Origin of the sequence: Pantoea sp. UBA6567, assembly GCF_002434165.1 — a bacterium.
Taxonomy (GTDB): domain Bacteria; phylum Pseudomonadota; class Gammaproteobacteria; order Enterobacterales; family Enterobacteriaceae; genus Pantoea; species Pantoea eucrina.
On the sequence record NZ_DJJN01000003.1, the window covers coordinates 376,391 to 389,827 of the forward strand.

At 57.4% G+C, this 13,437-nt stretch carries 11 protein-coding genes; 4 read left to right on the forward strand and 7 right to left on the reverse strand.

The annotated features are described in order from the left end of the window. Window positions 1–104: 104 nt before the first annotated feature. The 3 genes from murP to gltP form a co-directional block, all read right to left on the reverse strand. Entirely contained in the window at window positions 105–1,538 is a 1,434-nt protein-coding gene (gene murP, locus B4M48_RS02975; RefSeq protein WP_071668439.1) for a PTS N-acetylmuramic acid transporter subunit IIBC, read from the reverse strand. After that, on the reverse strand, window positions 1,538–2,449 hold the full coding sequence (gene murQ / locus B4M48_RS02980; RefSeq protein ID WP_039382055.1) for an N-acetylmuramic acid 6-phosphate etherase: 912 nt from the start codon (window positions 2,447–2,449) through the stop codon (window positions 1,538–1,540). Before murQ ends, murP begins: the two co-directional genes overlap by 1 nt. Window positions 2,450–2,598: 149 nt before the next feature. After that, the gene (gene gltP / locus B4M48_RS02985; protein WP_071668440.1) at window positions 2,599–3,900 is read right to left on the reverse strand and encodes a glutamate/aspartate:proton symporter GltP; all 1,302 of its coding nucleotides are present in this window, start codon (window positions 3,898–3,900) and stop codon (window positions 2,599–2,601) included. 579 nt (window positions 3,901–4,479) lie between these two features. Between gltP and acs the strand changes: the two genes are divergently transcribed. The 3 genes from acs (at window position 4,480) to B4M48_RS03000 (ending at window position 8,587) form a co-directional block, all read left to right on the forward strand. Further along, entirely contained in the window at window positions 4,480–6,435 is a 1,956-nt protein-coding gene (acs, locus tag B4M48_RS02990) for an acetate--CoA ligase (protein ID WP_071668441.1), read from the forward strand. A 173-nt stretch (window positions 6,436–6,608) separates the two neighbouring features. Further along, complete coding sequence (locus tag B4M48_RS02995; RefSeq protein ID WP_039382048.1) at window positions 6,609–6,938, forward strand: DUF485 domain-containing protein; 330 nt, start codon at window positions 6,609–6,611, stop codon at window positions 6,936–6,938. Further along, window positions 6,935–8,587, forward strand: coding sequence for a cation acetate symporter (locus B4M48_RS03000; protein WP_071668442.1), 1,653 nt, complete (start codon window positions 6,935–6,937; stop codon window positions 8,585–8,587). Before B4M48_RS02995 ends, B4M48_RS03000 begins: the two co-directional genes overlap by 4 nt. A gap of 311 nt (window positions 8,588–8,898) precedes the next feature. On the opposite strand, the gene B4M48_RS03005 is transcribed toward B4M48_RS03000, so the two are convergent. The 3 genes from B4M48_RS03005 to B4M48_RS03015 all read right to left on the reverse strand — a co-directional run bounded on the left by B4M48_RS03005 (window position 8,899) and on the right by B4M48_RS03015 (window position 10,685). Further along, complete coding sequence (locus tag B4M48_RS03005; RefSeq protein ID WP_039382044.1) at window positions 8,899–9,444, reverse strand: YfaZ family outer membrane protein; 546 nt, start codon at window positions 9,442–9,444, stop codon at window positions 8,899–8,901. A gap of 130 nt (window positions 9,445–9,574) precedes the next feature. Then, complete coding sequence (locus B4M48_RS03010; RefSeq protein ID WP_071668443.1) at window positions 9,575–10,270, reverse strand: LrgB family protein; 696 nt, start codon at window positions 10,268–10,270, stop codon at window positions 9,575–9,577. After that, entirely contained in the window at window positions 10,263–10,685 is a 423-nt protein-coding gene (locus B4M48_RS03015; RefSeq protein WP_071668444.1) for a CidA/LrgA family protein, read from the reverse strand. Before B4M48_RS03015 ends, B4M48_RS03010 begins: the two co-directional genes overlap by 8 nt. Before the next feature lie 102 nt (window positions 10,686–10,787). Here B4M48_RS03015 and B4M48_RS03020 point away from each other — a divergent pair, with 102 nt between their 5' ends. After that, on the forward strand, window positions 10,788–11,690 hold the full coding sequence (locus B4M48_RS03020; protein ID WP_071668445.1) for a LysR family transcriptional regulator: 903 nt from the start codon (window positions 10,788–10,790) through the stop codon (window positions 11,688–11,690). A gap of 23 nt (window positions 11,691–11,713) precedes the next feature. On the opposite strand, the gene B4M48_RS03025 is transcribed toward B4M48_RS03020, so the two are convergent. Next, window positions 11,714–13,363, reverse strand: coding sequence for a Na+/H+ antiporter (locus tag B4M48_RS03025; protein WP_039382034.1), 1,650 nt, complete (start codon window positions 13,361–13,363; stop codon window positions 11,714–11,716). Window positions 13,364–13,437: the final 74 nt, after the last annotated feature.

Sequence of the window (13,437 nt, forward strand, 5' to 3'; positions counted from 1 at the left end):
AGAATAGCTGAAAACCGGGTTGTGCGTTGCGGCTCACACCATTATTTAGCCAGAATGGAGGAAACGGTAAATATTTACGGGCGCAGCAGCGCCCGCAGCGGGCATTAACCCAAATCGATATTTTTCATGCCCCACCACCAGGTGAAGAGAAACCCGCCCGTCCAGGCGACCAGCAGACCGGCAAGATAGACCGCCATACCGGCAAAAATGCCCTGTGCTGACGTCATCAGCGGCAGCGTCACCAGGCCGGAGGGGCCAAACACCGTGTTCATCCCCACCGGCAGGCCGAGCCAGGCGACCAGACCGATAAAGAAACCGCCCAGTGCCCCTCCGCAGCAGGCGGTAATAAAGGGCTTGAGGCGCGGTAGCGTGACCCCGTAAATCAGCGGTTCCCCGACGCCCAGCAGCCCCGGCACAATTGCTCCTTTGATCTGGCTGCGCAGCAGCGACGCTTTTCCGGCTTTGCACCACAGCGCCAGCGAGGCACCGACCTGCCCCGCTCCCGCCATAGCCAGTATGGGAAACAGCGAATTAAAGCCCTGCGTCTCCATCAGCGCGAAATAGACCGGAATAAAGCCCTGATGGATACCGAACATCACCGCAATTAAAAACAGCCCGGCCAGAATGGCACAGCCAAACGGATTGTTATTGAGGTGAATAAACAGCCACGACATTCCTTTAAACAGCTCCCCCCCCACCGGCATAATGAGCAGAAACGTCACGGCGCCGGTAATAAGCAGCGTCAGCAGCGAGGTGAGGATCATATCCAGGTTATCGGGAATGATTTTACGCAGCTGCTTCTCTGTCCAGGCACCAAATATCGCGGCCAGCAGCACGCCGATAATGTTGCCGCGCGGATCGATCGTCAGCCCGAAAAAGTTCTCCATCCCGCTGTAGTACCCGACGGTGGCTTCCGGGCTGTAGCCAAGCACAAACAGCGAGGCGATAATCGCGCCGTTGACGCCGGTGCCGCCAAACGCTTTCTGCGCGTTATAGCCAATCAGAATGCTGAGAAAGGTAAACAGTCCTTTGCCAAACACTTTCATGTAGGCCACGGTCGCCAGCAGCCACGGGGCGTGCTCACCCGGCTGATTAAGGTGAAACAGTTGCTCGGTCAGGGTGGCAAAACCGAGCAGCAGGCCAGCTCCGATAAATCCCGGAATAAGCGGCGTAAAGATGGTGGCAAAGCAGGCGAGAAAGCGGTGCAGCGCACTGCTCTGTTTCGCTTTTAACTGCTGCTTTTGCGCCTGGGCGATCGCCTGCAGATCCTGCGCCGGCGTGCCGTCATTGAGCAATAGCTGCATCTTTTCCGCCGCGGTTTGCGCCTTGCCCGGCCCCAGAACAATCTGCAGCTGGGCGTCGCTGACAATCACGCCCAGTACGCCCGGCAGCTGTTTCAGCTGCGGGCTATCCGCCAGCGCAGCATTCACCAGCGTCAGGCGCAGGCGGGTCATGCAGTTGCCGCACATCGCTACGTTACCCGGCCCGCCCACGGCCCGCAGAATATCGCGCAGCAGCGTTTCAGTGATTGCGGCCATCAGCGTACTCCTGAGTCACGTAATGCGGCGCGGATAAACCCGCGGTTCTGATCCAGCAGCGCGCGCGCCTCTTCCGCCGTCAGGCCCGCCAGCACCATGACGATAGCGGTTTTGCAGTGGCCGCCGCACGCCGTCAGCGCCTGCTGAGCCGTGGCGTCGTCGCATTCGGTGGCCTGCTTAACGATGTTTATCTGGCGCTGAACCAGTTTCTGATTGGTAGCTTCCACGTCCACCATCAGGTTGCCATACACCTTGCCGCTGCGGATCATCGCGCCAGTGCTCAGCATATTCAGCACCAGTTTCTGTGCCGTGCCCGCCTTCATGCGCGACGAGCCGGTGACGACCTCCGGCCCCACAACCGGCGTCAGCGCGACATCAGCCGCCTGCGCCATCGCGCTGTCGGGATTGCAGGTCAGCGCGGCGGTAAACGCGCCCTGTTCGCGTGCGTAAGCGAGCGCGCCCAGCACATAGGGGGTGCGGCCGCTGGCTGCAATTCCGACCAGCACGTCCCGGGGGCTGAAACCGATATCCGCCAGATCCTGTGCGCCCTGTCCGGCGTTATCTTCCGCGTTCTCAACCGCCTGCAGGATCGCCGTATGCCCGCCGGCAATCAGCCCCACCACCTGACCGCGCGGCGTACCAAAAGTAGGCGGGCACTCACTGGCATCCAGGATACCGAGCCGGCCAGACGTGCCGGCGCCGCAGTAAATTAGTCGCCCGCCCTGGCTAAAGGCGTGCGCAATCGCCTCTGTGACCTGTGCGATCTGCGGCACAATCGCCTCTACCGCCAGCGCCACTTTTTTATCTTCGTCATTAATGACGCGCAGCATCGCTTCCGTGCTGAGCTCGTCAATATTCTGGCTGGCCGGATTGCGGCTCTCGGTGATCATCTTGTTGAGATCAAGGGTCATAATACGCTCCTGCAAATGAATAATTTATTCTGAAAAACTTATATCACAAAGAATTGTTAATTCATGTGCAGCGGCGCAGAATTTTTTTATTTTTACTGCAGGCATAAAAAAACCCGCCAGCGGCGGGTTTTGTTCTGCTTAGTAGCGGATCAGGTGGCGCTTTGCATACGCAGCTGCAGCTCGTAGGCGGCAGCCTGCTTAGCATCAAACTGATTTTCCCAGCGTGCAATGACCAGCACAGCGAGCGCATTTCCCACCACGTTCAGCGCCGTACGCGCCATATCCATGATGCGGTCAACGCCTGCGATAAACGCCAGCCCTTCAAGCGGGATCCCCACACTGCCCAGCGTCGCCAGCAGCACCACGAAGGAGACGCCCGGAACACCGGCAATCCCTTTTGAGGTTACCATCAGCGTCAGCACCAGGATGATCTCATCGGTCAGCGACAGGTCAATGCCGTAAAGCTGGGCAATAAAGATGGCGGCAATACTCTGATAGAGCGTAGAGCCATCCAGGTTGAAGGAGTAGCCGGTAGGCACCACAAAGCTGGTGATCGCTTTCGGCGCACCATACGCCTCCATCTTCTGCATAATGCGCGGCAGCACCGTCTCTGAACTGGAGGTAGAGTAAGCCAGAATCAGCTCATCCTTCAGAATACGCATCAGGGTCGTAATACGCAGCTTGCAGAAGCGCGCGACCGCACCGAGCACGACAAAGGCGAAAAACAGGATGGCGGCATAAACCAGCAGTACCAGTTTCGCCAGCGGGTAGAGCGATGCAAAACCGAAGTTCGCAATGGTCACCGCAATCAGTGCAAATACGCCCACCGGCGCATACCGCATGATCATATGAGTCACTTTGAACATGGTTTCTGATACCGAGCGGAACAGGCCGACCAGCGGATCGCGATGTTCCGACGGCAGCGCCGACAGACCCAGGCCAAACAGCACTGAGAAGAAAATAATCGGCAACATATCGCCTTTGACCAGCGAGGCGAAGATGTTCTGCGGGATCAGTGACAGGATGGTACTGACCAGGCCATGAGGAGCGCCCTGAACCGCTTCGGTGGTAGCTTCATATTTAGAGATGTCCACCGTTGCCAGCGTTGACATATCAATGCCGCTGCCGGGTTGGAATACGTTAGCCAGCGTGATGCCGACCACAATGGCAATGGTGGTGATCACTTCAAAATAGATAATGGTTTTCACCCCGATACGCCCGAGTTTTTTCGCGTCCCCGACGCCGGCAATGCCAACAATCAGCGAGGAAATAACAATCGGCACCACAATCATCTTGATCAGATGAATGAAGATATCACCGGCAGGAGTAAGAATATTGGTGATTAACCATTCACGATCGTCTGGCTGATTATGCAGCACGGTTCCTGCGATAATGCCGAGGATCAGGGCAATCAGGATCTGCCAGGCGAGGGTGAGTTTAAAACCTTTCATAACGCGTTATTTCCTCAGTTAAAACCCCTTTGCTCTGCTGCGAAGGTGCAGAAGATGGTACACACAGGGAAGTGAGCAAAAGCCCGATAAAATAGAGGGTTATAATGGGCTGTATTCCGCTTTGTTCTGCTGGCGGTTTGCACCAGCGCAAGGATACAGCCTGAGTTGATACCTGCTGAACAGCGGCCAGATAAGTACCATTTTCACTACGGTAAATGCAACCCCCGGCGCAATAGCTTAAATCGTGCGCAGCTCAGTAGCATAAAATGCTGCTGTTATCCTGTGGCTATAACCCGCTGTTATGAAAAGCGTTAATTCGATAATTTTCCGCATAGCTATTCAGATTTGACGATTTTATCGCCCGGCGCGTTTGCTCAATATTTAATCACAAAACCCTCTGTTGCCTGCTGCCAGCCGCTTTCAGCACGTCGCTTTTTTACCGCAAAAAGCGCCGTTTTCGCGCCCTTTACCGCATGCTGGCAGGCCGTGATCCAGACTGCAAAACCGAAACAAAGCCCCTGCCCCCTCTTCAATTAACCTTTGATTGACATATGATTAACATCTTCAAGGAGGTCAGCCATGAGCCAAATTCACAAGCATCCTGTACCCGCTGCCATTGCAGCGAATGCCCTGATTAATGCCGATGAGTATGCGGCGCGCTATCAGCAGTCCGTGGACGATCCTGACGCCTTCTGGGGTGAGCAGGGAAAGATTCTCGACTGGATCACGCCTTACAGCACGGTGAAAAATACCTCGTTTGCGCCGGGCAATATCTCTATTCGCTGGTATGAAGATGGCACGCTGAATCTTGCGGCTAACTGCCTGGATCGCCATCTGGCGACGCGGGGCGATCGCCCGGCCATTATCTGGGAAGGGGATGACGCCAGTGAAAGTAAAACGCTGACTTTCCGGGAGCTGCACGCTGACGTCTGCCGCATGGCAAATGTATTAACGCAGCTTGAGATTAAAAAAGGCGACGTGGTGGCCATTTATATGCCGATGGTGCCGGAGGCCGCTGTCGCCATGCTGGCCTGCGCGCGTATTGGTGCCGTGCATTCAGTGATTTTTGGCGGCTTTTCGCCGGAAGCCGTGGCGGGACGCGTGGTCGACAGCAACGCGAAGCTGGTGATCACGGCGGATGAGGGTATCCGCGCCGGACGTGCCATTCCGCTGAAAAAGAATGTTGATGACGCGCTGGCAAATCCGCTGGTGACCAGCGTGAAGCAGGTAATCGTATTTAAGCGCACCGGAAAAACCACGGAGTGGCATGAGGGACGCGATCTCTGGTGGCACGATCTGGTCAGCCAGGCCAGCGCAGAGCACGAAGCGGTGGCGGTTGAAGCGGAACACCCGCTGTTTATTCTGTACACCTCCGGTTCGACCGGCAAGCCAAAAGGCGTATTGCATACCACCGGCGGCTATCTGGTCTATGCGGCCAGCACCTTTAAATATGTCTTTGATTACCATGACGACGACGTTTACTGGTGCACCGCAGACGTCGGCTGGATCACCGGTCACAGCTATCTGCTCTACGGGCCGCTGGCCTGTGGCGCAACCACGCTGATGTTTGAAGGGGTGCCCAACTGGCCGAAGCCGAGCCGGATGGCGGAAGTCGTCGACAAGCATAACGTTACCCTGCTCTACACGGCGCCCACCGCGATTCGCGCGCTGATGGCGGAAGGCGATCGGGCGATTGAAGGCACCCGACGCAGCAGCCTGCGCATCATGGGCTCCGTGGGTGAACCGATCAATCCGGAAGCCTGGGAGTGGTATTACAAAAAGATTGGCGACAGCCGCTGTCCCATCGTCGATACCTGGTGGCAGACTGAAACCGGCGGCTTTATGATCACGCCGCTGCCGGGCGCAACCGAGCTGAAAGCGGGCTCGGCCACCAAACCCTTCTTTGGCGTACAGCCGGCGCTGGTGGACAACGAAGGCAATCAGCTTGAGGGCGCAACCGAGGGTAACCTGGTTATTAATGACTCCTGGCCTGGTCAGGCGCGCACGCTGTTTGGCGATCATGAACGCTTTGAACAGACCTACTTCTCCACGTTTAAGCATCGCTACTTCAGCGGTGACGGCGCGCGGCGCGATGAAGATGGCTACTACTGGATCACCGGACGCGTGGATGATGTCCTGAACGTTTCCGGACATCGTCTGGGCACGGCAGAGATTGAGTCCGCGCTGGTTTCACATCCGAAAATTGCTGAAGCGGCCGTGGTCGGTATTCCGCACAGCATTAAAGGGCAGGCCATTTACGCCTATATCACCCTGAATCAGGGCGAAGAGCCGTCAGCGGAGCTGTATACGGAAGTGCGCAACTGGGTACGCAAAGAGATCGGCCCTATCGCCACGCCGGACGTGCTGCACTGGACCGACTCGCTGCCGAAAACCCGCTCCGGTAAAATTATGCGGCGTATTCTGCGCAAAATTGCAGCGGGCGATACCAGCAACTTTGGCGATACCTCTACGCTGGCCGATCCAGGTGTAGTAGAGAAATTACTGGAGGAGAAGCAGTCGATCGCCATGCCGTAATCGTTGCCCTTATCAGCGGAGAGCATCAGCCTGTCCCCGGCAGGCTTCTCTCCGTTAGTTCACCTTACGCCGTATGCTGTTCACCATCGCACAACCCTGATAACCAGAATATTCAATCCGTTAAATCACATTAATGTGAGATTTCCGTCTGCTTTGCCTCTGGAGAAACTGTGATGAATGACACCCTGAATCAACAGGAAGCCGTCTGGCAACAAATAGAAAATAACCCCCGTTTTCAGGAGCTGGTCCATAAGCGCCAGGCTTTTGCGCTGCTGCTGAGCATTATTATGCTGGTCCTGTATGTCGGGTTTATCCTGCTGATCGCGTTTGCGCCCGGCTGGCTCGGTACGCCGCTGCATGCCGGTACTAATGTGACGCGCGGCATTCCTATTGGCGTGGGCCTGATTGTGGTCTCTTTTCTGCTTACCGGCGTCTATGTCTGGCGCGCAAATGGCGAGTTTGATCGCCTGACTAAACAGATCGTCAGCGAGGTAAAATCATGAAGCGCGCGCTCCCGATTCTGCTGGCGCTGGCGCCAGCGGGCGTACTGGCGGCCGATGCGCTGACCGGCGACGTCCAGCAGCAGGCGACCAACTATGAAGCGATAATCATGTTTGTGGTGTTTGTCGCGTTCACGCTGGGTATTACCTGGTGGGCATCAAAGCGCACCCGCTCACGCAGCGACTACTACACCGCAGGCGGCAATATTACCGGCTTCCAGAATGGCCTGGCGATGGCGGGCGATTTTATGTCCGCCGCCTCATTTCTTGGTATTTCGGCGCTGGTCTATACCTCGGGCTATGACGGGCTGATCTATTCGCTCGGCTTTCTGGTCGGCTGGCCGATGATCCTGTTTCTGATCGCTGAGCGGCTGCGCAATCTCGGACGCTATACCTTTGCCGATGTGGCCTCCTACCGGCTGCAGCAGAAACCGATCCGTACCCTTTCCGCCTGCGGTTCGCTGGTGGTGGTTGCGCTCTATCTGATTGCGCAGATGGTGGGAGCCGGCAAGCTTATCCAGCTGCTGTTCGGCCTTGATTATCATATCGCCGTGGTACTGGTTGGCATTCTGATGGTGCTCTATGTGCTGTTCGGCGGCATGCTCGCGACTACCTGGGTGCAGATCATCAAAGCGGTGCTGCTGCTGTTTGGTGCCAGCTTCATGGCGATTATGGTAATGAAAGCTACCGGTTTCAGCTTTAACACGCTGTTTACGGAGGCGATGGCGGTCCACCCTAAAGGCGCGGCGATTATGCAGCCCGGCGGACTGGTGAAAGATCCTATCTCCGCCCTGTCGCTGGGGCTGGGGCTGATGTTTGGTACAGCGGGACTGCCACACATTCTGATGCGCTTCTTTACCGTGGCGGATGCGCGCGAGGCGCGTAAAAGCGTGTTCTGGGCCACCGGATTTATGGGTTACTTCTATTTCCTGACCTTTATTATCGGCTTTGGGGCGATTCTGCTGGTGGGCGCAAACCCGCTGTTTAAAGACGCCAGCGGCGCCCTGATTGGCGGCACCAATATGGCAGCGGTGCATTTATCGAATGCGGTAGGCGGCAGCCTGTTCCTCGGCTTTATCTCGGCGGTGGCTTTCGCCACGATTCTGGCCGTGGTGGCCGGGCTGACGCTGGCGGGCGCGTCGGCAGTGTCGCACGATCTCTACGCCAGCGTGATCCGCAAAGGTCAGGCAACGGAGCGTGAAGAGCTGCGCGTCTCTAAAATTACCGTGCTGGTGCTGGGTGTGGTTGCCATTGCGCTGGGGATCCTGTTTGAGAAGCAGAACATCGCCTTTATGGTCGGTCTGGCCTTCTCTATTGCAGCCAGCTGCAATTTCCCGATTATTTTGCTCTCCATGTACTGGTCGAAGCTCACCACACGCGGCGCGATGGTGGGCGGCTGGCTGGGACTGCTGACGGCGGTGGTGCTGATGATTCTGGGCCCTACCGTCTGGGTTCAGGTGCTGGGTCACGCTACCCCGGTCTATCCTTACGAGTACCCGGCGCTGTTCTCCATGCTGGTCGCTTTTGTCTGCACCTGGTTCTTTTCCATCACCGATCACTCCGCTCAGGGTACACAGGAGCGCGCACGGTTCCGCGGACAGTTTATTCGTTCGCAAACCGGTATCGGTATTTCACAGGGGAAATCGCACTGATCGCAGCCGCACCGGGTTCGACACGGTCGCCATAAATGGCGTCATCGGATCCGGTGCGGGAATCGACCAGGGCGTCATTAATGGCGCCCCTACGGGATGACGTAGGGGGCGCATTTATGTGCCCCTGGTTTATTACGCGCACCGCATCAACCGCCATAAATCGCGTCATTCAGTCACGTGCGGGAATTGGCCAGGGCGTCATTAATGATGTCATCGGAACCGGGGCGGATATCAACCAGGGCGCCATTAATGGCGCCCCTGCGAGGTGATGTAGGGGGCGCATTTATGCGCCCCTGGTTTGCAGCGGCAGATCAGAAGCGGAGTGAGGCACCTACGTATGGGCCATCTACCAGCACATTATCTTTGCGGCTGCCTTTATTGTTCAGCTCGATATACTGGTAGCCTACGCGCAGGTTCAGCAGTGAAACTGGCGTAAAGCTCAGGCCGCCTGACGCTTCCTGATAGCTGTCCAGACGATCGGAAAACGCCTCTGGCGCATAGTAATATTCACCATACAGGCCCCACATGCTGTTGAAGCTGTACTGTGCACCTGCACCCACGGCGATGGTGAAGCCATCACGGCCATCTTCCGGGTGCGTAAACAGCGCTTTTGCCGTCGGCGCGACGCGCAGATCGCCAACATCGATGTTATAGCCCAGACCTGCACCGTAGGTGCTGCCGTCATGGTCGCTGCGCAGCCAGTTACCTTTCAGAAACAGACCCGGAGAGGTAGTACCGAGGCCAAGGTTCAGGTTGGTGCTGTGCTCACCCACGTCAACACTGCCCTCAATCGCCTGTACGCTACCGCTCAGCAGTGCAAGGCCCAAAACGCTTCCGGTAACAAGTTGCTTGATCATGCTAATCCACTCCATGAAGTAAAAAATAAGTCGGCGCAAAGAGTAGTTAGCATAGTCGTCAGACACAACTTTTATTGGAAACCTTTACGTAAAATTAAATTACAATGGGAACGATTTATCGATAAACGTGTCATGCGTGCCACAGCAGATGGCTCAGAAGCGGCGCCAGCAGAACCGTGACGACGCCCGAAAGCATCATCACCAGGCTGGATACCACCCCCTCCTGCTGACCAATCTGATAGGCGCGCGCAGTTCCGGCACCGTGAGAGGCAGCACCCAACCCGGCGCCTTTCGCCACCCCCTGTTTTATCGCAATGCGCAGAAAAAGAATATCCCCTGCCGCCATGCCAAACACGCCTGTGATCACCACAAACAGCGCGACCAGATCGGGCTGTCCGCCCATCGGACCGGCGGCGGCCAGCGCAAATGGCGTGGTGATTGAACGCACGGCCAGACTACGCTGAATACTCTCCGGCAGCGCCAGTAATCGCGCCAGCCAGACTGAGCTACACACGGCAACCGTGGTAGCGCACAGAACCCCCGCACTCAGCGACAGCCAGTGACGCCGGATGAGCGCCATGTTTTCATACACCGGCACGGCAAACGCCAGCGTGGCGGGTCCCAGCAGCCAGAGCAGCCAGTGACTCTCCGCAATATAGTTTTGCCAGCTGACATGCGTAATCAGCAGCAGCCCGACCAGTATCAGCGGCGTCAGCACCAGCGGCATCAGCATCAGCCGCCGCCAGCGCCGGTAGAGACGCTTGTTGAGGTAATAGACCAGCAGGGTGAGTGCCAGACAGAGCAGACTGATGATGGCGTTACTCATGGATATCCTGCCTGCGTGCCGCACGCGCCATTTCAAACCGGTAGAGGCGATCAACCACCAGCGATGTGACCGCCAGCACCAGCAGCGTGCTGATCGCAATCACGATAAAAATACGCCATCCCTCACTGCGCAGCAGATCGCTGTAATTGACCACCGCCACCACCGCCGGAATAAAAAACAGCAGCATTTCAGCCAGCAGCCAGTTTGCCCCGGCCCGGACCCAGCCCAGCGGCAATACGCGCAAAACAATCAATAACAGCAGCATAACCATGCCGAGTACATTTGCCGGTAGCGGCAGGTGCAGCCAGCGCACCAGAAGATCGCAGACGCTGAATAGCCCGATATAAAGCAGCAGCTGCAGCGGCAGTATCAGATGTTGTAACAGACGGGGGCGCGGATTAATGGCGGCAGCCATGGCGATCTCCGGTAAGGAATGTGAGAAACGCAGTATAAATCTGCCGCTAACCGTGAAAGAAATGAATTAAAATCATCCGGACTATGCCATTAAGGAATGATCATGGATATACGTGCCCTGCGCTACTTTGTCGCCGTAGTACAGCAGCAGAGCTTTACCCGTGCAGCAGAGCAGCTTTATGTTACGCAGCCCACCATCAGCAAAATGGTGCGCCAGCTGGAAGAGGAGCTGGGGTGCGCGCTGCTGCGGCGGGAGGGACGCCGTCTGCATCTCACCGACAGCGGTCAGGCGGTCTACCAGCGCGGTCTCGCGATCCTGCAGGAGTTTCATCAGTTGGAGGCGCAGATTGGTGATATCAATCAGCTGAAAACCGGTGAGCTGCGCCTGGGTATTCCGCCGATGGTGGGCATGCAGATTGCCGGCTCAATTTCAGCATTTCAGCGCCGCTATCCCGGCGTGCAGCTGCATATTGCAGAATCAGGCGGGCTGACCGCACAGCAGGCGGTGCTGAGCGGCGCGCTGGATATTGCGCTTACCGCCCTGCCGGTTGAGCCCGATTTACCGCTTAACACGCTGGAGCTGATGCGCCATCCGCTCTGCGTGCTGGTGTCGCGCAGCGCGGCCTGGCACGCCCGCCCGCATCTGACGTTGACAGAACTGGCGCAGCATCCGCTGCTGATCCTGAATGAAGAGTTTGCCCTTAACCGCCAGCTGATGCAGGCATTTCAGCGTGAAGGCGTAACGCCTCAGATTGCGCTGCGCAGCGGTCAGTGGGATTTTCTGGCTGCGATGGTGCAGGCGGGGATGGGCGTAGCCGTACTGCCGGAACCTATCTGTCAGCGGCTGGATCCGCAGTCGCTGGCGTGGCTGCCGCTGGCATCTGCGCTGGAGTGGCGTATCGGGTTGATCTGGCGTGAAGGGAGCTATCTGTCGCGCAGTGCGGAAGCCTGGATCAGCTGCTGTCGCACACACTGGCCGGATGATGCGCCGCGTCTGCAGGTGTGAGACGCGGCGGCATGCAAAGGAGGTTACTCCTCTTTCTCGATCAGTAGCGCTTCCAGCAGATCGAGATCGCGCAGCAGGCGCTGCATCGTTTCATTGGAAATCTGCTGCGTTGCGCGCAGGTGATACACTTCAGCACGTTCGGCGCGCAGCGCGGTCAGACGGAAACGACGCTCCAGGTTCTCAGCAAACAGCGCCTGATCCACGTCATCCTTGCCATCCACGCGGCGGCGCAGGTTGCCAATCACCCGCAGGCTGACCTCTTTAAGCAGCTCCGGATCGATATTCTCTTCGGTATCACTCTCCAGCCGCTGCTCCATCTTATGCAGGCTTTCAATCGCCACACCCGCCATCGCGGCTCGCGCATGCTGCAGTTCATGACGGTGGCCTGCTTTATCATGGCTGTCGATACCGCGCAGCAGGAGAGGCAGCAGGATAACGCCAACAAACAGCGAGAAGAGGATCACGCCGGTGGCGATGAATACCAGTTCATAACGCGCCGGGAAGGGCTCGCCATTACTGAGAAACAGCGGAATAGAGAGCACGCCCGCCAGCGTAATCGCACCGCGTACGCCCGCAAAAGAGGCAATCAGCAGCTCGCGCAGCGAGTAGTTTGAGAATTCCAGCGGTTTTTTCTTCAGCAGGCGCATGCTGGCGCGCTTCATGATCCAGAGCCAGCCAAAACGCACAATCATCAGCGCCGCATACACCAGCGCGACATCGGTAAACAGCATCCACAGCTCGACGTTGGGATCGGCATTCGCCTGCTCAACGGATGTCGCAAGGATATCCGGCAGCTGCAGGCCGAGCATCAGGAACACCATGCCGTTGAACACAAACTCCAGCATCTGCCAGACGCTGTTTGCACGCAGGCGCATCGCCAGCGGCGCCTGACGGATAATGCCGGATCGCGTGATGGTCATCCCGGCCGCGACGGCGGCAAGGATACCGGAGACGCCGAGATGTTCAGCAATCAGGTAGGAGGCAAACGGCAGCAGCAGCAGCAGCACGGTCTGCGTCGCCGGATCGTCTCCGCTCCAGCGGCTCAGCAGGCGCAGCGAGCGGCCATAGAGCCAGCAAACGGCCACGCCGGCAATCAGTCCGCCAATGGCCACTTTAAGAAACTCCACGCTGGCGCCGCCCCAGGTAAAGACCATGGTGCCCATCGCCACGGCGACCGCAAATTTCAGCGATACCAGGCCAGAGGCGTCGTTCATCAGCGCCTCACCCTGCACAATCGACATGATTTTCTTTGGGATGCGCCCTTCGCCAACGATACCCGACAGCGCCACGGCGTCGGTCGGTGACAGCACGGCTGCCAGTGCAAAAGCCGGGATCAGCGGAATACCCGGCACCAGCCAGTAGATCAGGTAGCCGATACCGACCACGGTGATGAGCACCAGTACCAGCGCCAGCCCGAGGATCTCGCGACCGTGGCTCAGAAACTCATTGATAGGCGTCTTCCAGCCGTCAGCAAACAGCAGCGGCGGGATAAACAGCACCAGAAAGAGTTCCGGATCGAAATCGACATGCAGGCCAAACGTGGGCCAGGCAAGTAAGGCACCCGCTGCGATCTGCACCAGCGGCAGCGGAATTTGAAACGGCAGGATTCTTGCCGCGACGCCGGAGAGTGACACCACCAGCGTCATAATGAGAATAGTAAAAAAGATTTCCATGCTTTCCTTAGGCGAATCGAAATGGTTAAAAGCGAGGGTCGTTACGCTAAAAAGTGTAAAACAAAACGCCGCAC